The organism is Flavilitoribacter nigricans DSM 23189 = NBRC 102662, assembly GCF_002646595.1.
GTDB classification, from domain to species: Bacteria; Bacteroidota; Bacteroidia; order Chitinophagales; family Saprospiraceae; genus Flavilitoribacter; species Flavilitoribacter nigricans.
Genome location: NZ_PDUD01000002.1, coordinates 116,452 through 135,772, shown reverse-complemented (window position 1 = coordinate 135,772; position 19,321 = coordinate 116,452). Strand labels below are relative to the sequence as shown.

13 protein-coding genes are annotated in these 19,321 nt (G+C 55.1%); all 13 read left to right on the top strand.

Going from position 1 to position 19,321, the window contains the following annotated elements; genetic code table 11:
- Positions 1–2: 2 nt before the first annotated feature.
- The gene (locus tag CRP01_RS02335; RefSeq protein ID WP_099148382.1) at positions 3–1,787 is read left to right on the top strand and encodes an FAD-dependent oxidoreductase; all 1,785 of its coding nucleotides are present in this window, start codon (positions 3–5) and stop codon (positions 1,785–1,787) included.
- Positions 1,772–2,869 (top strand): hypothetical protein, encoded by a 1,098-nt coding sequence (locus CRP01_RS02330; protein WP_099148381.1) that lies wholly within the window; start codon positions 1,772–1,774, stop codon positions 2,867–2,869. Before CRP01_RS02335 ends, CRP01_RS02330 begins: the two co-directional genes overlap by 16 nt.
- Positions 2,870–2,898: 29 nt before the next feature.
- Entirely contained in the window at positions 2,899–4,554 is a 1,656-nt protein-coding gene (locus CRP01_RS02325) for a sodium:solute symporter family protein (protein ID WP_099148380.1), read from the top strand.
- Between the two features lie 44 nt (positions 4,555–4,598).
- Positions 4,599–6,878, top strand: coding sequence for an FAD-dependent oxidoreductase (locus tag CRP01_RS02320; RefSeq protein WP_099148379.1), 2,280 nt, complete (start codon positions 4,599–4,601; stop codon positions 6,876–6,878).
- 61 nt (positions 6,879–6,939) lie between these two features.
- Entirely contained in the window at positions 6,940–9,246 is a 2,307-nt protein-coding gene (locus CRP01_RS02315) for a TIM-barrel domain-containing protein (protein ID WP_099148378.1), read from the top strand.
- A 31-nt stretch (positions 9,247–9,277) separates the two neighbouring features.
- Entirely contained in the window at positions 9,278–10,759 is a 1,482-nt protein-coding gene (locus CRP01_RS02310; protein WP_099148377.1) for a GDSL-type esterase/lipase family protein, read from the top strand.
- Positions 10,756–12,672 carry a hypothetical protein gene (locus CRP01_RS02305; RefSeq protein ID WP_099148376.1) on the top strand — a complete coding sequence of 639 codons (1,917 nt, stop codon included), beginning with the start codon at positions 10,756–10,758 and terminating at the stop codon, positions 12,670–12,672. The genes CRP01_RS02310 and CRP01_RS02305 overlap by 4 nt, the downstream gene beginning before the upstream one ends.
- A 42-nt stretch (positions 12,673–12,714) precedes the next feature.
- Positions 12,715–14,157: a sulfatase family protein gene (locus CRP01_RS02300; RefSeq protein WP_099148375.1), complete on the top strand. Its 1,443-nt coding sequence runs from the start codon at positions 12,715–12,717 to the stop codon at positions 14,155–14,157.
- Between the two features lie 42 nt (positions 14,158–14,199).
- Complete coding sequence (locus CRP01_RS02295; protein WP_099148374.1) at positions 14,200–15,750, top strand: arylsulfatase; 1,551 nt, start codon at positions 14,200–14,202, stop codon at positions 15,748–15,750.
- 639 nt (positions 15,751–16,389) lie between these two features.
- A complete protein-coding gene (locus CRP01_RS02290) occupies positions 16,390–17,532 on the top strand; it encodes a PAS domain-containing sensor histidine kinase (protein WP_099148373.1) in 1,143 nt (380 codons plus the stop codon).
- 74 nt (positions 17,533–17,606) lie between these two features.
- The gene (locus CRP01_RS02285; protein WP_099148529.1) at positions 17,607–18,128 is read left to right on the top strand and encodes a TetR/AcrR family transcriptional regulator; all 522 of its coding nucleotides are present in this window, start codon (positions 17,607–17,609) and stop codon (positions 18,126–18,128) included.
- Positions 18,129–18,200: 72 nt separating this feature from the next.
- Positions 18,201–18,815 carry a hypothetical protein gene (locus CRP01_RS02280; protein WP_099148372.1) on the top strand — a complete coding sequence of 205 codons (615 nt, stop codon included), beginning with the start codon at positions 18,201–18,203 and terminating at the stop codon, positions 18,813–18,815.
- 30 nt (positions 18,816–18,845) lie between these two features.
- Entirely contained in the window at positions 18,846–19,313 is a 468-nt protein-coding gene (locus CRP01_RS02275) for a (2Fe-2S)-binding protein (protein WP_099148371.1), read from the top strand.
- Positions 19,314–19,321: the final 8 nt, after the last annotated feature.

The following is a 19,321-nucleotide window of genomic DNA, read 5'->3' as shown; positions in this document are numbered from 1 at the left end:
ATATGCAGAAGATCCTCTTTTCCATTATTTGCACTGTACTGTTGCTCTCCGGTCTGCACGCTCAGACCGATATCCTGATCGAAGCGGAAAGTTTCTCCGATAAGGGAGGCTGGATGGTCGATCCTCAGTTTGTTGAACAAATGGGGTCTCCTTATCTGATGGCGCACGGCATGGGGAAACCCGTAGCGGATGCGTCCACCAAGATCAAAATTGCCAAAAAAGGAAAATATAAGATCTGGGTGCGGACCAGGAACTGGGCCCCCGGCAAGTGGGATCCTCCCGGTCAGTTCCAGGTGGCCGTAAACGGCGAAAAACTGGAAAATAAACTGGGCCTGACTCCCGGCTGGGGCTGGGAATACGCCGGTGAGGTAAAACTCAAATCCAAAAAGCCCACGGAGATCGCCCTGGTCGACCTTACGGGATTCAACGGCCGCTGCGATGCCGTGTACCTGACGCAGTCGGAGCAGGAACCGCCGGCCTTCGGCGAAGAGCTGGCCTCCTGGCGCAAGGAAAAATTGCAGGAGCCCCTGGGACCGGAAACGACCCGCACTTTTGATCTGGTGATCACCGGTGGCGGTATTGCCGGTTGTGCGGCGGCCATTGCGGCGGCGGAAGAAGGCCTGCAGGTGGCGCTCATCCACGACCGGCCGGTACTCGGCGGTAATGCCAGTAGTGAGATCCGGGTACATACCCTGGGGATCTACGGCAAGTTTGAACGCATTCTGAAAAAGATCGATACGGAACACTATCCCAACGGTTCGCCCGAGGCCAAACTGGACCAGGAAAAACGGGATGCCAACGTCAAGGCCTACGAAAATATCCACCTTTTCCTGAACTGGCGGGCTTACGACGCTAAATCCAAAGACGGTGTCATCCAGTACGTGGATGCCCGTCAGACGGCAACCGGCGAACGCATCCGCTTCAAAGCGCCGCTGTTCACCGATTCTACGGGCGACGGCTGGATCGGCTACTGGGCCGGTGCCGAATATACCTACGGCCGGGAGAGTGTACACAAATACGGAGAAGCCTGGGACGAATGGGGCGAGCTCTGGAGCCCGGAAGAAGCCGACAATTTCGTGATGGGATCCTCCATCCTGTGGCAGACCCGGATCGCCGATCTGCCCAAATCCTTTCCGGAGGTACCCTGGGCCCTGCCCGTTGCGCAGGAGCACGAGGCGACGGCCGGCGAATGGTACTGGGAATTCTCCCGCAACGACCTGCACCAGATCGAGGACGGGGAAGAGATCCGCGATCACATGCTGAAAGCGATCTACGGTTCTTTTTCCAACGCCAAACAGGTAGCCGGTAATGAAAATTACGAGCTGACCTGGGTATCTTACCTGCTGGGTAAACGCGAATCCCGTCGCCTGATGGGAGACCATATCTTTACTTTTCGGGATGTGGTCGAAGATGCCGAATTCCCCGATTCGGTAGTGGTAGAAACCCGCGAGATCGACGTGCATTTCCAGCAAAACCTGCAGGATGCCGACAAACCGGATTTCCTGTCCAAGGCGCTTTTTTACAAAACGGACGAATACTACATTCCTTACCGCAGCCTCTATTCCCGGAATATCAACAACCTGTTCATGGCGGGCCGTTGCTTTAGCTGCTCCCACGTCGGGTTGGGCGGTCCGCGTGTGATGCGCACTACCGGACAGATGGGCGCGGCGGTCGGTTTTGCGGCTGCTCTCTGTAAAAAGTACGGCGTTAATCCACGCGATATCTACACGGATCATCTGGAAGAATACATGAAATTAATCGAAAACCAGCAATGGAAAAATCCCTAGGGCTCGCTACTTTGCTCTTCTTTTTGCTGCTTGGCATCGTATCGGTCGAGGATCGCAATCCGCCGCTTTTCTGTACCCTGGATCAGGCCTGGGAAGCGGCGGAAACGGAGCAGCTGATCGGCCGTTTTTCCAATAAGGACACGCTGTTGGAACACGACCTGTACCTGCTGTCGGACAGCGCGGGACAGCCCCAGCTCTTTTACGCAGATGTACTTACCCCGGTCTGCATCGACGGGGTTTGCAAACCCGTGTTTATCGAGCTCTACTGGGATCTGACGGGCGGTTATGCCGGTTACGGCGTATATGAAGACAAACCGCTGACCAAGTTCGATCACGATGAATTTCTGCCCCAGGATCATAAAAAGCTCGATCAGTTGCTGGCGGATAACAATTCCGTGCTCCGCCGAAAGGAGCTGTCTGATCTGTTTGACGAACAGGCCACCGCGCTGAAAAAGATCGAATTTCAGGGCGAAGAACTGGACGCCGTCAGCGGGGCCACCAAAAAGGAGATCAAGGAATCCATCGTGGAGGGCGCACTGTATTCCTGTTATACGCTCTGGCACCTCATTCACGGTGAAGCGGCCCGGGACATTGAGGACTACCTGGATTCCATCTATACGGAGGCACTGGAAGAGCGCTTTCTCTTTTCAGATTACGGCCCCTACAATTACTATGCGCTCAAGGCGATGGAGGCCGGTTCTTTTAGTCAATACGGCGACCGGATCGCCACCATTTTCGGGACCACTAAACCGCTGATCAGAACCTATATTCTAAAGAAAATGCCGGCGGATCTGCTGCGCCCGGAAGATTTGAGCCGGCAATTCTATCAGCATTTCGCGGCGGTAGACATCAATACCAAAACCTTATTGATCAATCATTTGCCACAGGCACATTCCAGCGCTTTAACATTACTTTCCACACAATTGGAAATAATGACGAAAAACCAACTCAAAACCTATCTGGAGGTACTGGCGGCAAATGGATCAATGAGTGCCGAAATTCGGAAAAACCTGGAAGCGTCCGCCGGATCGCAGGAATACGCGTACGGCTACCTCATCGGCCAGTGGCTGAGCGGACGCTAGCAACGACAAAACGGCTAACAAACCTGAACATGCATAATCTCGACTATATCGTCATCATCCTGTTTTCCGTGCTGATTGTCATGGCCGGATTATCCTTTCGCCACAGCGGTTCGGATATGAAATCCTACTTTGCGGCCGGAGGCGCGGTTCCCTGGAGTATCAGCGGACTTTCCCTGTTTATGAGTTTTTTCTCTGCCGGTACTTTTGTGGTTTGGGGCTCTATCGCCTACGAGTACGGCCTGGTGGCGATCGTGATCCAACTCACCATGGCGGCTGCCGGCTTTTTGGTGGGCGGCATCATCGCTCCCCGTTGGCGAAAGACCGGGGTGCTGACGGTGGCGGAATTCATTCGCCTGCGTCTGGGAGACCGGATCCAGCAATTTTATACCTACCTGATCCTGTTGCTATCGCTGGCCTATACCGGGGCTTTTTTGTACCCGGTAGCGAAGATCGTGAACGTCTCTACCGGATTTTCCATCAATGCCTGTATCGTGCTGCTGGGGGTACTGATCCTCATTTACACGGCGGTCGGCGGTCTGTGGGCCGTGATCATTACCGATGTACTGCAGTTTGTGATCCTGACGGCGGCCGTATTGATCGTGGTGCCGCTGGCGATAAAAATGGCGGACGGCCTGCCGCGCTTTCTCGAACAGGCACCGGAAACCTTCTTCTCCCTGACCAACGGCGAATATACCTTCGGTTTTATTCTGGCCTTCATGATCTACAATACCATTTTTATCGGTGGTAACTGGGCTTATGTACAGCGTTACACCAGCGTAAAGAACGAACGCTCGGCCCGCAAAGTCGGCTATCTTTTCGGTGGACTGTACCTGATCAGTCCGCTCATCTGGATGCTGCCGCCGATGCTTTACCGGGTGATCAATCCCGAACTCAGCGGCCTGGAAAATGAAGGAGCTTATTTACTGATCTGCAAAGCCGTACTGCCCGTAGGTATGCTGGGACTGATGCTGGGGGGGATGATCTTTGCTACGGCAAGTTCCGTCAATACGACCCTCAACCTGTCGGCAGCGGTGCTGACCAATGACCTCTACAAGATCTTCCGGCCCAATGCCTCCAACGCGCAGACCATGAAGGTGGCCCGCTGGAGTACCATCCTGTTCGGGCTCGGCACCATCGGCGTGGCCTTACTGGTACCGGCGGCCGGCGGTATTGTGGAAGTGGTACTGAGTGTGGGCGCCGTTACGGGTTGTTCGCTGTACGGGCCGCCGATCTGGGCGATGTTTTCCAAACGCCATACCGGCCGGTCTATCCTGGCCTGTACGTTGATCGCACTGGGTATCAACGTTTTCTTTAAATTTATAACGCCATATACCATCGGCCTCAGCCTGGACCGCGCCCAGGAGATGCTGGCCGGCGCGCTCATCCCTTTTATTCTGCTGGCCGGATATGAACTCTGGGCCTACAGCCGGGGACAGATCAGTGCGGATTATCTGGCTTTCGCCAATCGCAAAAAAACGGTCACTACGGCCGCCGAGGAAGCGGCATCCGGTCAACAAAATAAATACGGTCTGAAAGTGCTGGCGGTTATGCTGGGACTTATCGGACTGCTCATTATGGGCCTGGGCGCCATCGCGACCGATGCCCGCTGGCTGGTTATGCTTATGGGCGCCTGTCTGTTGGCGCTATCCGTATGGATGCACCCTAATACGCTGCAACGGAAGTAAGGGTCGTTGCGGAGGACTAATCTTTTACTAAAAAATAATCCATCATGATAAAAAGTGAATTCAAAGGTAGCAGAGCACCAAAAGAAGAAAAACTGGAGGCCGATCTGGTGATCGTGGGCGGCGGTATGTCCGGAGTGTGCGGCGCCCTGACGGCGGCCCGCGCGGGTATTAAGGTGGTGTTGGTGCAGGATCGGCCGGTACTGGGGGGGAATGCCTCCAGCGAGGTCCGGCTCTGGATACTGGGAGCGACATCCCACATGGGGAACAATAACCGCTGGGCGCGGGAAGGTGGGGTGATCGACGAAATACTGGTGGAAAACCTCTATCGCAATAAAGAAGGCAACCCACTGATCCTGGATACCATCCTGCTGGAAAAGGTCAGTGATGAACCCAATATTACGCTCCTGCTCAATACCATGGTATACGAGGTAGAGAAATCCGATGACCACCGGATTGACAGCGTGATCGGTTTTTGTAGTCAGAATTCTACCCGTTACCGCATGCAGGCCCCGCTGTTCTGCGATGCATCCGGCGACGGCATCATTGCCTTTCTTTCCGGAGCCTCCTTTCGTATGGGAGCGGAAAAAGCGGATGAATTCGATGAAGGTTTTGCACCCGATGTGGAGGACTACGGCGAGTTGCTTGGTCACTCCATTTATTTTTATACCAAGGATGTCGGCCAACCGGTGCGATTCGTTGCGCCCTCTTATGCGCTGAAAAACGCCGGAGAGCTGCCGCGGATCCGCAACTTTCAGGTACAGGACGACGGTTGCCGGCTGTGGTGGGTAGAATACGGCGGCCGGCTGGATACGGTCCACCAGTCCGAAGAGATCAAATGGGAACTCTGGCGGGTGATCTACGGGATCTGGGATCACGTTAAGAACAGCGGCCAGTTTCCCGGAACGGAAAATCTGACCCTGGAATGGGTCGGGACCATTCCCGGTAAACGGGAAAGTCGTCGCTTCGAAGGCGATTATATGCTGCACCAAAAGGACGTGGTCGAACAGCGGGAACATTACGATGCAGTGTCTTTTGGCGGCTGGTCGCTGGACCTGCATCCGGCCGACGGTATTTACAGTGATCAGCCCGGTTGCAACCAGTGGCACGCCAAAGGGGTTTACCAGATCCCTTATCGCTGCTATTACAGCAAGGATATCGATAATCTTTTCCTGGCCGGCCGGATTATCAGCGCTTCCCACGTGGCCTTTGGGTCTTCGCGTGTAATGGGTACCTGTGCCCACGGCGCGCAGGCGGTAGCCATGGCGGCGGTGCTGGCGGTAGAAAACAACTGGCTGCCCCGCGATCTGTCCGATCCGGAGCGCATCGTGCTGCTGCAACGGGCGCTGAACCGGCGGGGCCAGAGTATTCCCCAACTGCCCAGCGAAGATCCCGACAACCTGATGCGCGACGCCCGGATCACGGCGGATAGCGCGCTGACTTTAGCCGAGCTGCCATTCGACGGCCCCTGGATGCCGCTCCAATTCTCCACCGGGCAGATGTTGCCGCTGGAGGCGGATACCGCTTACAAATTCCGGGTATCGGTGCGGGCGAAGCGGGCTACCGAACTGAAAGTGGAATGGCGCACCAGTTCCAAAATCCAGAATCATACGCCGGATGTAACGCTGGAAACCCAGATCTTCGAACTGAAGCCCGGCGAACAGGAAGTGACCATCATGGTCAGCAAAACCCTGGACCATCGCCAGTATGCCTTCCTTTGTTTTGAGGCCAATCCGGACCTGGAAATCAGAGGTTCCGAAACGCGCATCAGTGGTATCCTTTCGGTATTTAATAAACACAACAAAGCCGTTTCCAATTACGGACGGCAGGATCCACCGGCCCATATCGGAATCGACGCTTTTGAATTCTGGACCCCCAGTCGCCGCCCGGAAGGCCACAATATTGCGATGCAGATCCAACCGGCCATCGCCTGTTTCGGACCGGAAAATCTGAACAACGGTCGCGTTCGCCCGGAAAATACATCCAACGCCTATGTAGCGGATCCGGACCGGGAGCAATGCGCCATTGATATTTACTGGCCGGAGAAAAAGACTATCCGGGAGATCGTCCTCTTTTTCGACCCCGATTACGATCATCCGCTGGAGTCGACCCTACACGGTCATCCGGAATCGGTGGTGCCCTTTTGCGTACGTGGGTACGAGCTGAAGAACTGCAGCACCTATACGCTGGTGGCGGTAGACGACAATCACCAGGCGATCAACCGAATCCGTCTGGACGAACCGATCGAAACGGATCACCTGCAGCTCATCCTGCAACGGCCGCTGCCGACTACCCCGGCTGCCCTGTTTGAAGTAATGTGCTTTTGAGGCCCGGAACTCCGCTAGCCATTTGTAGAACCATCAGACAATCGAAATAAACCAACCAAACATGCTTTGCGATCTTAAAAGAATTTTCAGCGGGCCAATGACCTACTGGTGCGTTGCCCTGTTAGCCGGCCTATTGTTCCAACAGTGCCGTTCGGCCGAAGAGATCTCCCTGGTCGACAGTGATGACAAGGTAGTGGTGAACACACCGACCTACACCTTTGAACTGGAGAAAGCCGGGTTTCGGTACCAGTTCTCGCGGCCGGATGGGACAACAATTGCTCCGGCCCATACTTCCTCCGGACTTCAAATCGGACAGGGGGAGCAGGAGGCCGAAGCGGTAGCCACTACCCAGCTACTGTCGTCCACAGCCGATCAACTGACCCTGGAGGTAACCACCACCGGCGGACAAAAAGCTACCGTTGCAATAGCGATGATGCCGCATGCGATCAAGCTGGAGGTCACTCCGGCCGAAGCCTCCGGAGAGCACAGCATCATCCTGCGCACGGGCGGTCTGGCCCCGGCTTTCGGCATGGCCGACAATGCCGCCTACGGAGACGGCCGCGGCGATCTGGTGCTGAACAATTTCGTACGGGATCCATTGGTGCGTAACAACGGCTCGGACCGGATGATCAGTAATTTTACCATCTTCCCGCAGGCGGGCTTCGCCGAGGTTAATATGGAGCCGGAACACAAGGTAATCCGGATCACGGATACGGAAAATGCCCAGGGATCCCGCGGGGTTAGTAAGCTGCCGGCTTTCTATTATTTCGTAGGAGATGCCAAAGAGATCTACGCCGCTTTTCTGGACGCCCGCAACCGGGAAGGTTATCCGGTGTACAAACCGAAATCCGCCTGGTTCGGCGTAGGCTGGGAAGCTTTCGGGGCGCTGGCCTGGAACACTAATAGCAAATCCGTTAAAGAGAATATCGACCAGTATCTGGATTACGGCTATCCGCTGCGCTGGATGGTGGTCGGGTCGGGCTTCTGGCCCCGTGGAGTAGGAGAGTTTGACGAACACGGAACCCCCTACACCTCGGAGACCAAATCGGAAGCGGCCAAAAAACTACAGGCGACCACCAGCTTTGGGATGTGGGACCCGGAGATCTATCCGGACCCCAAGGGATTCATTGACTATTTTCACCAGAAGGATCTGATCTTCACCATCGGCCTGCGGATCGGCTTTATCCCCGGTGGACCATTTACCGACGAAGGGCTGGAAAAAGGATATTTCCTGACCGATGAGAACGGCACGGCCGAATTGCAGAAAGTCGGATTTCCCCGCGTTCCGGTCTATCTGCTGAATTCCCGCAAATCGGAAGCGGTCGACTGGTACGTCAACCTGTGCAAAAAATGGCTGGATTACGGGGTGGATGGTTTCAAAGAAGATCTTTTCCACTGGCCCAAAATGCTGCCCGATGACCTGATCGATCCCGTCAACCGGAAATTGATGGACCAGGGCGTCTACATTATGGGGCGCAACAATTACCTGGGTTCTCCGGCTGATATCCATCGCTACGATGATTTCAATTATAATCAGGATCAGGATCGCGGTCCCATCAACGGTCTGGCTTACGCCTATTCCGGATTTCCGAACGTCTATCCGGACATCGTGGGCGGTACCGGTCTGGCCACCGGCCGTTTCGGGGAAGAGTCCCGGGAAAAACTGCGGATCTACCTTATCCGCTACGCCCAGTTTGCGGCGCTCAATCCCTCCATGGCCTTCGGTTTCGGCCCCTGGAATTTTGATGAGGAGGTCAACCGGCTCTGTCTCCAGGCCGCTCATCTGCACGATCGCCTCGTACCGCACATCTACAGTAATGCCGTGCGGGCCACCGAGACCGGCTTCCCGTATCCGATGACGCCCCTGCCGCTCGTCTATCCGGATGATGCCCAGGTTTACGAAGGTATCGATACGACCAATCACCGCTACGAATGGCTGATCGGTGAATCGCTGCTGGCTGCGCCCCTGTTCGGTAATGATTACGACCGGGCGGAAAGCAGAAACATCTACCTGCCGGCCGGGCAATGGATGGATTACGACAACGGGCAGTTCTACGAAGGTGGGAAGATGTTGAAAAATTTCCCGATCCCGCTGAGCAAGGTGCCGCTCTTCGTGGGCGGTACGGGTTTCGTGGTGGAGCGGGAGAATGGCGTGCTTTTCGGCCGGTTGTATCCGATCAACCCCAAGTCCGAAACAACCTTCTGGCATACCGACGGCACGACCCAAAGCGAGATCAGCATCGATGTGAAGGACTGGGAGGCCCTACAGGTGACCAATGCCGCCAGTGGGGATAAGGTGGAAGTAGAACTGGTTCGGCACGCCTACCAGTTTCGGCTGGAACCCGGACAGAATTACCGGATCCGGTAGCAACCGTTTACCCTAATTAAAGTACGGAGCTATGAGAAGCAAAATGCTGATCGTTATTTATTTGCTGTCGTTGGTAGTGGCTAAGGACGCCTTGACCCAGTCGAGCCCGACCGATTATCTGGCGGACGTGAAAATGGAACTGCAAAAGAAATGGCCGCAGAACCGGACCGTCAACCTGGTATTTCACGGCCACTCGGTGCCGGCCGGCTATTTTGCCACCCCGAACGTTCATACGGTGGAGGCCTATCCTCATCTGAGCCTGCAGAAGGTAAAGGAGGTTTACCCCTGGGCGGTAGTCAATGCCATCACGACCGCTATCGGCGGGGAACAGGCCGAATCGGGAGCCCGGCGGTTTTCGTCAGAAGTATTAACCCACCGCCCGGATGTGGTCTTTATCGACTATGCCCTCAACGATCGCGGCATCGGCCTGGAGCGGGCCAAAGTCGCCTGGGAACAGATGATCCGCGCGGCCCTGGACCAGTCGGTGAAAGTGATCCTGTTGACACCTACTCCCGATCTCCGCGAGGACATCCTGGCCGAGCATACCCCGCTGGCGCAACACGCCCGGCAGATCCGTGAACTGGCGGTGCACTACGGTCTTGGACTGGTCGACAGTTACCAAATATTCCGGGAGATCGCCGGGAAGGAGGACCTGCGGGCCTATATGGCTCAGGGTAACCACATCAACGGCCTCGGTCACGAACTGGTGGCCACGGAGATCATGAACTGGTTACAAGATTCTCCTTTGCCAGGCTACGCACTGGAATGGTCCGATGAATTCAACGGTACGATGCTGGACCTCAGTCGCTGGGGCTACCGGAAGGACAATAAACACCGGAGTGTCCAATTGGCCGAAAATGTTTCGGTGCAAGGCGGCGCCCTGGTGCTGGACCTGCGCGTACACGAACAACCCATTGCCGGCAAACGGGCCTCGGGTGCCGGTATCGTTTCCAAAAGGCGTTTCCGCTACGGTTACTACGAGGTGCGCGCCAGCCTCGGTGACGGCCGGGATGAAGATGGCGACGGGAAAACCGATGAGGGCTGGCACCATGCCTTCTGGGCAATGGCGGCTACCTTCGATGAAGCGGGCGCGGTGAATACGACTTATCCGGGCATCCGGCGCACGGAGATCGACGGTTTTGAAAACTCCAGTGAACATCGCCACGATGAAGATCAATCCGGCCTGGATCGCTTCACCCAGCACGTGATCGTCTGGGACGAGAACGGCAAGGAATGGGGCCGCTTACCCCAGCCGCCCGCCGACCTGACCGTACCCAAAAACTTTGATCCTTACGCCTGGCATGTCTACGGTTTCGAGTGGACCGAACGGGAGATCCGCTTTTACGTGGACGGTGCGCTCACACAGATAGCCGACTATCCGGCCGATCGCTTCACCCACGATGAGATCAACGTCTGGCTGACCGCTATTGCTGCGAACTGGAACCGGGAGGATCAGGAACCCAGCCGGGCCCGGTACGATTATTTCCGTTTTTACAAAAAGAACAATCCATGAAAATACTAAGTACTGCCATCTTTTTCGCCATCTCTATCTGTTGTTTTTCCCAACTGCTGAGCGCTCAATCGGTCAAAAGTAAACCGATCGTCAATCAGGCCGGCTATAATCTGGGTGAGGCCAAACGCTTCGTCTGTTACGGGGCTGCCGACGGTACGGCTTTCGAGATCCTACCGGCGGCAAAAACCGGCGGCAAACCGCTGTTTAAAGGAAAAATTACCGGCTATGTAGGTGACTTTACGGCTTTTAACCCGGAAAATGCGACGGAAGAGTTCATCGTCCGGGTACCGGGGCACGGCGATTCCCATCCGTTCTGGATCGCGGATCATTTGCTGGAAAAATTGTCCAGCCAACTGGCCTACCAGTTCTTTATCGATGTGCGGGGTAGCGAAGATCCGGTGTACAGCAATGAAAACCAGGTGGCGGGCGGCGGACCTTCGCGCGATGGAGGAGCGTATACGCTGGAAGCGGTCTACGAGATATTACTCTACGCCTCCAATCCCGCCCTTTTTGATCGCTGGCACGCAGATTTTGCGGATGACTCCGCACCGGACCTGATCAAACTGATCCTCTGGCACGCGGAATTTGCTTTTCAGCACCGGGATTACAACGGACCGACCGCGCACCGCCCCTATGACATTGGCCACCCCGGCGAGCAACTGCAATCCTACGACTACCAGAATACCCTGGATCAACTGGCGGCGGTTTGTGCCGCCTACCACTCCTTTCTGAAACCCTATCTGGATGAGGCTAAATATCAGCGCTACCGCCAGGCCTGTTTGCAAAAATGGGAGGACTACGAGCGGGATCAGGTGGTGCGTTACTGGGTGAAAAGTCAAAAATGGATCGACGTTGGCTGGCAGGAATTCAATGAGATGGGCAATGTATTCGGGCAGGCCATTTTCCGCAATTTATTCATGTACCTCGCGGAAAGGGAAGAAGCCGACGGGCAACCCGAAAAATTCCTGGCTTACGCCCGGGAGGCCGCCGCGGATGTGATTCAGAATTGGGATTTCAACAATCCCCGGCACATGTGGTGGATCCGCAACGGCGAGCACATTACCCCGCAGGCTCTGGCTTTTTTTCTGATGGTGGCTCCCGAAAGCGCCCCCCACGGCACCCGGGATAAACTGGCCGCCTGGGCGGAACACATGAAGCAACGGACCGATAATTTCTGGCACTACCGCAAGCACAACGATACGGAATGGGCCCACCCCAAGACCAAGGAACTGGGTAATACCGGTCTGGGCGGCTCCATGTTCGTCGTTGCCGATCTGCTCGACGATCCCGAACTCCGGGCCCTTGGCTGGTCGCAGGTGAACCAGGTTTTCGGCCTCAATCCGGCCCAGGCCCATTACAGCAATAAAAGTCAGGAACGCCTCGACCTGGACGGCTACTGGACCGGGATCGAGACCGGTTGGCCCGACGCCCACCCCAATGGTGCGGGCAAGCTCGGTCGGGTACGCGGGGCCCTCGACGGCACACCGCTCGACAATATGTTTCCCTACAATCCCGAACCGGATAAGGAAGGCGTGATCAGCTATTACGCCACGGAAGGCTGGGCGGTGACCAATCGCGCCTGGTTGAGTTCGGTGGTCTTTGCTCCGCTCGGTTCTCAGGAGTTGCGGCTACTGGATGCTGCCGGCAAACCGATCGCGCAGGTCAACAGCGGCCAGACGGTAACCATCGAACTGAAAGCTGCCCTGAACCAGGATTGGGACAACGCAGAAGAAGGCTGGGTGCTCCTCGATCAGAAAGATCAGGAAACCCAAAAGATTAGGGTCCGGGAAACGGGCGCCAATACCGGGCTATTCCGGGCGGAATACCGGGTGACGGCCGACGCAGGTACCGAGCTGACCTTTAGTTACGGCTATCTGGGATTTGGTAAACCGCTTGTCCTGAAGGTGAAGTAAGTGAATGTACTTCGCTACCTTTTAAAATTCAAAAGTTCGAAAATGAGATCCTTAATACTGATCCTGTTGGCCTTCACTTTATGGCAGAGTTGTAGCCCGGAAGAAGACGTTCAGCGCCCGCCGAATATCCTATGGATACTGGCCGAAGACCTTTCTCCCGATCTGGGGTGTTACAACTACCCATTGGTGCGGACGCCCAACGTAGATGCTTTGGCGGCCCGGGGGCTGCGCTTTACCCATGCTTTCACGACGGCCCCCGTTTGTACGCCCAGTCGTACGGCGCTGGCCACGGGAATGTACCAGACGTCCATCAATGCCCACCACATGCGGTATCCGGACAAACTCCGCAACGATCTGCCGGAGCCGGTGGTGCCGCTCAATGAACTGCTGCGCCGGCAGGGCTATAAAACGGCCAATATCAAGGATGGTCCCGGTACGGGGAAATCCGACTGGTCCTTCCGCTCGGATGTCGCCGGATACGATTATCAGCACTGGGATTCCCTTACGGTGGATCAGCCGTTTTTTGCGGTGATCAATCTGCGGCTTACCCACCGCCCCTTTGAGCGGGATACCGTCCATCCGGTCGATCCCGATCAGGTAACGATCCCGCCATATTATCCGGATCATCCGGTGGCCCGGCGCGACTGGGCGCAATACCTGGAAACAGTGCAGGTGATGGACGAGCAAGTGGGAGAGGTGTTGGCTACTTTAGAGGAGCGCGGACTGAGCGAAAACACGATCGTTGTGTTCTTTTCAGATCACGGGCGGCCTATGAGTCGGGGCAAACTGTTCCACTATGACTCCGGCTACCGCATCCCGCTCATTATTGCCGGACCGGCGGGAGGTAATGCCCCTGAATATCTACCGGCCGGAACGACGGACGAGCGTATGATCAGTGGGATCGATATTACGGCTACCACCCTGGCGATGACCGGTGCGGACAAGCCGGAATGGATGCAGGGGCGGGTCGTACTCGGCCCGCAAACGGAAGCGGAACGGGAGTACATCTACTGCGCCTCCGATCGCATCGGGGAGACCTTCTTCAAGACCCGCTCCGTGCGGAACCGGCAGTACAAATACATTCGCAATTTCAACCGGGACTTTTCCATCAATTCCGCCGCAACGGCTTACCGCAAACAGATGCATCCGATCTACCACCTGCTCAATATTTACGGAGAGCAGGGCAAACTTACACCGGCCCAACAAGCCATGATCGATCCGATGCCGGAAGAACTGCTGTTCGACCTGGAAGCCGACCCGATGGAGATCCACGATCTGGCTACCGATCCGGAATATGCGGAAGTACTGGTCGAAATGCGGCAACAACTGGCCGACTGGCAGGAAGAAACCGTGGATCACGGCATGGACGAGGATTCGGAAGCGATCCGCCAGGCATTTTACGAATACGGCGTGGAGTCACGCACCAGTCGGGCGGAAAAGATCGAAGCGGTGGAGGCCGCGATCCGCGCGGAGATCGGTGAATAAGGAAACATAACCGGAAGTAAGCGTACACGAAAATCCAAGGGTATGAAGGCGACTCATCTGAAAATAATAGGCTGCACGCTGCTGATCGCAATGCTGGCTTGTCGTTCGGGTCGACAGCAGTCTGCTTCGGAACGCCCGAATATCATCATTCTCTTTGCCGATGATATGGGCTATTCCGACCTGGGATGTATGGGCAGTGAGATCCGGACCCCTAACCTGGACCAACTGGCGCGGGAAGGGGTGCTTATGACCCACTTTTATACGACCTCCCGTTGCTGCCCGTCCCGCGCCAGTCTGATGACCGGCCAGTACGCCCACCGGGTGGGGATGGGCCATATGAATTACGATTGGGAGCTGCCCAGCTACCGGGGATTTCTGACCAACGGAGCCGTCACCATACCCGAGGTACTGCAAACCGCTGGTTACCGAACCCTGATGACCGGCAAATGGCATATTGGCGACGAGCGGCCGAACTGGCCGATTGATCGGGGCTTCCAGCGTTTCTACGGCATTCCGGCCGGAGGGGGCGTGTATTTCTGGCCACCGGTAGGACTGGAACGCCCTGTCTACCTGGATGACCGGCAGATTGAACCGGAGGCCGGCTGGTATTCCACGGATGCCTTTACCACCCAGGCGATTGAATTCATCAAAGTGGCCAAAAAGGAAGAAAAACCGTTTTTCCTGTATACGGCTTATATCGCTCCGCACTTTCCGCTCCAGGCCTGGCCGGAGGATATCGCCCGGTACGCCGGGAAATACGATGCCGGTTACGATGCGATCCGGCGCGCGCGCTATGAAAAGCAACAAAAGCTCGGCGTATTGCCACCCAATCTGGAATTGTCCCCGGCGGATTTTGGGGACTGGGCCGCCGTGGAAGACCCCGCTTTCGAAGCCCGGCGCATGGAGGTCTACGCCGCTATGGTTGACCGGCTGGATCAGAACGTAGGTCGTCTGATGGCGGCTTTGGAAGCGGAGGGACTGGCCGAAAATACCATCGTTTTTTTCCTGTCAGATAACGGAGGCTGCCCCAACGGATTGAACAATACGCCCGAAGCCGATCTGGGAAGCCCGACTTCGTTTGTTGCCTACGGAAAAGCCTGGGCCAATGTCAGTAATACGCCCTATCGTCTCTACAAAGCCATGGAACAGGAAGGCGGACTGCTGACCCCGCTGATCGCCCGCTGGCCGGCCGGGATCCGGCAGCCGGGACGGATTACCCACGAACCGGCCCACATCATCGACTTTATGGCCACCTGCCTGGATCTCGCCGGAGCGGATTATCCGCAAAGCGTCGGGGATGATCCGGTGCTGCCGCCGGTCGGGCGTAGTTTTTTGCCGCAACTGCGGGGAGAAGAGGCGGACGATAAGCGCCCCTTATTCTGGGAGCACGAAGGCAACCAGGCCGTTCGGCAGGGCCCTTGGAAACTGGTGAAACGCCACCGGAAAGCCTGGGAATTGTATAATCTGGACGAAGACCCTACGGAGTTAAACGATCTGAGCGGGCAGTACCCGGAAAAGCAGCGTGCCCTGCTTAGCGCTTATGAAGCGTGGGCCCGGGACAATGGCGTGCGGGACTGGCCGGTACCGCATTGAACTGTCTACGCCACGATAATACCGGCCAATTTCAATGGCTGTTGCAACCTCTTCCGAGCACTGTAGAATTGCTGTCGCCCACCGCCCGTCTATCCGGGAACTGCTCTGGGGAACGATTAATTTTTTGACAGCCGCTTTTAAAAGATCAACAAATTCAATAAATTGCTTTACAATATTTTATAAGCGGACTTTTGCCGGTTTGATAATTATTCCGGATAATTGATCAACGTACGGCCCAAATTACCCGACTCTCGGTGTAATCGTGATAAACACCAACCCCGTTGCTTCCGGTATCAATCCATGGATCCACCCTTTCACCCATTACTCCTATTCCCATCACCTGCGATGCATTCAGGTGTAGGTCTGCCAGCGATCTGGCCTTAAACATTTACCCCTGATTGCTGTTGGGTACCTAGAAAAAAATTTAAGCGCGTATCAAGCATTCGCTGCTTTTGGGTGAAAACGGCCAAATTTTCGCGATGACCGTGACGGTACGCAGCGCATTGCGAAAGCTCAACACACAACTTAAAGATCCCTCAACATAAAACACGGTGTCCGCTTATTTCCGGTAATTCTCCTCCAGGGAAACGGCAGAACGGTTGTACTAAGCAAGATTTATGCTCAACAAAACCCGGTAAAATGGGAATGGATTTATTTGAAAAGGAAAATTTTCTGCAACTGGTGATCGACAGTATTCCGGTATATGTCTTCTGGAAAGATCTGAACAGTGTATATCTGGGGTGCAATAAGAACTTCGCGATCTCTGCGGGATTCAAAAATCCGGAGGAGATCATCGGGAAGACGGACTACGATCTGTCGTGGAGCAAAGAGGATTCGGATTTTTACCGGAAAGTGGATGCGGAGGTAATGTGTTCCGGCATCCCCCAGATCAATTTCGAAGAACCGCAGACGATAGGGGACCAGTCGACCCGGTGGCTGCGGACCAGCAAGATCCCACTGCGGGATGAAAGCGGGGCAGTGATCGGCATGTTGGGGATGTACGAAGATATCACACCCAAAAAGGAAATGGAGCTCCGACTCAAACAGCAGGCCAGTGAGCTGAAGGTTAACAATGAGGAATTGCGAAAAGCTAATATCAAACTGGAGCAGGCCAATATCGATCTGGAACAATTCTCCTATGCAACTTCCCACGATCTGCAGGAACCGTTGCGTATGATCGGAGGTTTTGTGGGTTTACTGAATAATAAGAACCGGGACAAACTGGATGAAAAAAGCAAAGAATATATCCAGTACGTTCTCGACGGGGTCAAACGTATGTCTTCCCTCATCAACGGCGTCATTTCCTACACCCGGCTGGATGGCAGCCAGGAGCGGTTCCAGGAAGTAGAACTAAAAGCGCTGGTAGAGAATAAAATTAAAGACCTGGAGCGGGTCATCCGCTTATCCAATGCCCATCTGGAGATCGATCTGCCGGACCAGCCGGTATACTGTCAGCCGGACCGGATCGGTATGCTGTTCAATAACCTCATCGGTAACGGCATCAAATTTAACGAGCGGCAACCGCTGATCCGCATCAGCTACGAAGAAAAAGCGGATGCCTGGCTGTTTATTGTCGAGGACAATGGCATCGGGATCGAAGCGGATTACGAAGAATACATATTCAAGCCCTTTAAGCGACTGCATACCCGGGACAAATACTCCGGCAACGGGATCGGATTGTCCATTTGCAGACGCATCGTCAAGATCCACGGAGGTAAGATATGGTTTGAAACGAAGGAATCGGGTGGCACCAAATTTTACTTTACCGTTCGGAAAAACTGATGGAATTGGGTTTAGTGCCTCAGCGGTTTCATTTTCCGAAAAATTGTAATTTTAGTAGTGATTACTTACTTTTTATGACCGAGAAGAAAGAGAAAATACTGGAAAGCGCGCTGGAATTATTCGCCAATCAGGGATATACCTCCACTGCTACCAGCAAAATTGCCCGGGAAGCGGGTGTTTCCGAAGGACTGATCTTTCGGCATTTCGGTAATAAAGCGGGTTTGCTCAGAGCGATCATGGAGGAAGGGAACCGCCGACTGCGGGAGCTCATCGCCCCGGTGCTTGCGGAAACCGATCCCGCCGCAGTTGTTCAAAAAACCATTGAGATGCCCTTTGGGGTGCCCGAAAGCGAATACGATTTCTGGCGATTGCAATTCAAGCTTAAATGGGACGAAGAATATTATAATCCGGACAACATTAAACCTTTAACGGAAAAATTGGTTTGGGCTTTTACCGCACTGAACTTTGAGGATCCGGAAATGGAAGCCCAGCTTTTGGTTCAGTACAACGATACGATAGGCGTCGATATGATCCGGGGAGTGATCCGGGACCGGCCGGCCTTTAAAAGTTTCCTGTTGAAGAAATACGAGCTGTAATTTTTTGAACCCTATAGTGAGTGATTGATCACTTACAAATTCGCGATTCACTAATCTTAAACTGTTGACCCAATGAAAAAAGCCAACCACTATTACTTAATAGCTATGCTGCTCCTGGGCGTACTGGTATTCGGCTTCGCTTATCCCGATGGGCAAGGGGAGGGATCGACGGCTGCACCGGCTGCCGAAGCTCCGATGCCCGCCGCTGCCGCTTTTGACCAGATGATGGCGGTCCTGACCCACAAACGCTGTGTGAACTGCCATCCCGCCGGCGACCGGCCCCACCAGGGAGAAGACAGTCATCTCCATCACTTCGGGGTGCAGCGCGGGGAAACGGGACACGGTCTGGCGGCTCTCCAGTGCAGCACCTGCCACCAGGAAACCAACAACAACATATCCGGCGTTCCGGGGGCACCGCACTGGCATCTTGCCCCCCGCAGCATGGCCTGGGAAGGACTCAGCCGGACAGAGATCGCCGCATCTATGCTGGATCCGGCACGGAACGGCGGCCGAAGTCTGGAGGAGATCGTCCACCATTTAACGGAGGACGCGCTGGTGCTCTGGGCATTTGAACCGGGCGTGGACGACGAAGGCAATCCCCGGGAGAAGCCCCCGGTCTCCAAAGCGGACTACATCCAGGCCGTGAAGGACTGGGCCGCAGCGGGCGCTCAGATCCCGAATGAATAAGATCCCCAATCAATTTTAAAATCTAAAAGCATGCAAGTTTCATTCAATATAAACGGTACCCCTCAGCGCGTAGAGGTGGAAGAACATACCCCCTTGCTGTGGGTGATCCGGGATATTCTGGACCTGAAAGGCACCAAATTCGGCTGCGGGAAAGCAGCCTGCGGAGCCTGTACGATCCACGTCGATGGAGAAGCGGTCCGTTCCTGCTCCTTCCCCGTGCAGTTTGCGGAGGGCAAAAACATCACTACGATTGAAGGGCTCGGTACGGGCGATGCGCTCCATCCGGTGCAACAGGCGTGGATCGAAGAGGTAGTACCCCAGTGCGGTTACTGCCAGCCGGGATTTATGATGGCCACGGCGGCTATGCTGGAAAAGATCCCCAATCCGACCGATGAAGATATCGATAACAATATCGTCAATGTGTGCCGTTGTGCTACCTATTACCGGATGCGAAAGGCTATCCATCGGGCAGCTGAGATCAAAAGTGCAAACCTTTAAAAACACCG

What these genes read in the sequence shown, in the direction of transcription:
- CRP01_RS02310 (WP_099148377.1), top strand. Translation starts at nt 9,278, where the DNA reads ATGAGAAGCAAAATGCTGATCGTTATTTATTTGCTGTCGTTGGTAGTG.
- CRP01_RS02295 (WP_099148374.1), top strand. Translation starts at nt 14,200, where the DNA reads ATGAAGGCGACTCATCTGAAAATAATAGGCTGCACGCTGCTGATCGCA.
- CRP01_RS02290 (WP_099148373.1), top strand. Translation starts at nt 16,390, where the DNA reads ATGGGAATGGATTTATTTGAAAAGGAAAATTTTCTGCAACTGGTGATC.
- CRP01_RS02305 (WP_099148376.1), top strand. Translation starts at nt 10,756, where the DNA reads ATGAAAATACTAAGTACTGCCATCTTTTTCGCCATCTCTATCTGTTGT.
- CRP01_RS02300 (WP_099148375.1), top strand. Translation starts at nt 12,715, where the DNA reads ATGAGATCCTTAATACTGATCCTGTTGGCCTTCACTTTATGGCAGAGT.
- CRP01_RS02320 (WP_099148379.1), top strand. Translation starts at nt 4,599, where the DNA reads ATGATAAAAAGTGAATTCAAAGGTAGCAGAGCACCAAAAGAAGAAAAA.
- CRP01_RS02275 (WP_099148371.1), top strand. Translation starts at nt 18,846, where the DNA reads ATGCAAGTTTCATTCAATATAAACGGTACCCCTCAGCGCGTAGAGGTG.
- CRP01_RS02330 (WP_099148381.1), top strand. Translation starts at nt 1,772, where the DNA reads ATGGAAAAATCCCTAGGGCTCGCTACTTTGCTCTTCTTTTTGCTGCTT.
- CRP01_RS02285 (WP_099148529.1), top strand. Translation starts at nt 17,607, where the DNA reads ATGACCGAGAAGAAAGAGAAAATACTGGAAAGCGCGCTGGAATTATTC.
- CRP01_RS02280 (WP_099148372.1), top strand. Translation starts at nt 18,201, where the DNA reads ATGAAAAAAGCCAACCACTATTACTTAATAGCTATGCTGCTCCTGGGC.
- CRP01_RS02335 (WP_099148382.1), top strand. Translation starts at nt 3, where the DNA reads ATGCAGAAGATCCTCTTTTCCATTATTTGCACTGTACTGTTGCTCTCC.
- CRP01_RS02315 (WP_099148378.1), top strand. Translation starts at nt 6,940, where the DNA reads ATGCTTTGCGATCTTAAAAGAATTTTCAGCGGGCCAATGACCTACTGG.
- CRP01_RS02325 (WP_099148380.1), top strand. Translation starts at nt 2,899, where the DNA reads ATGCATAATCTCGACTATATCGTCATCATCCTGTTTTCCGTGCTGATT.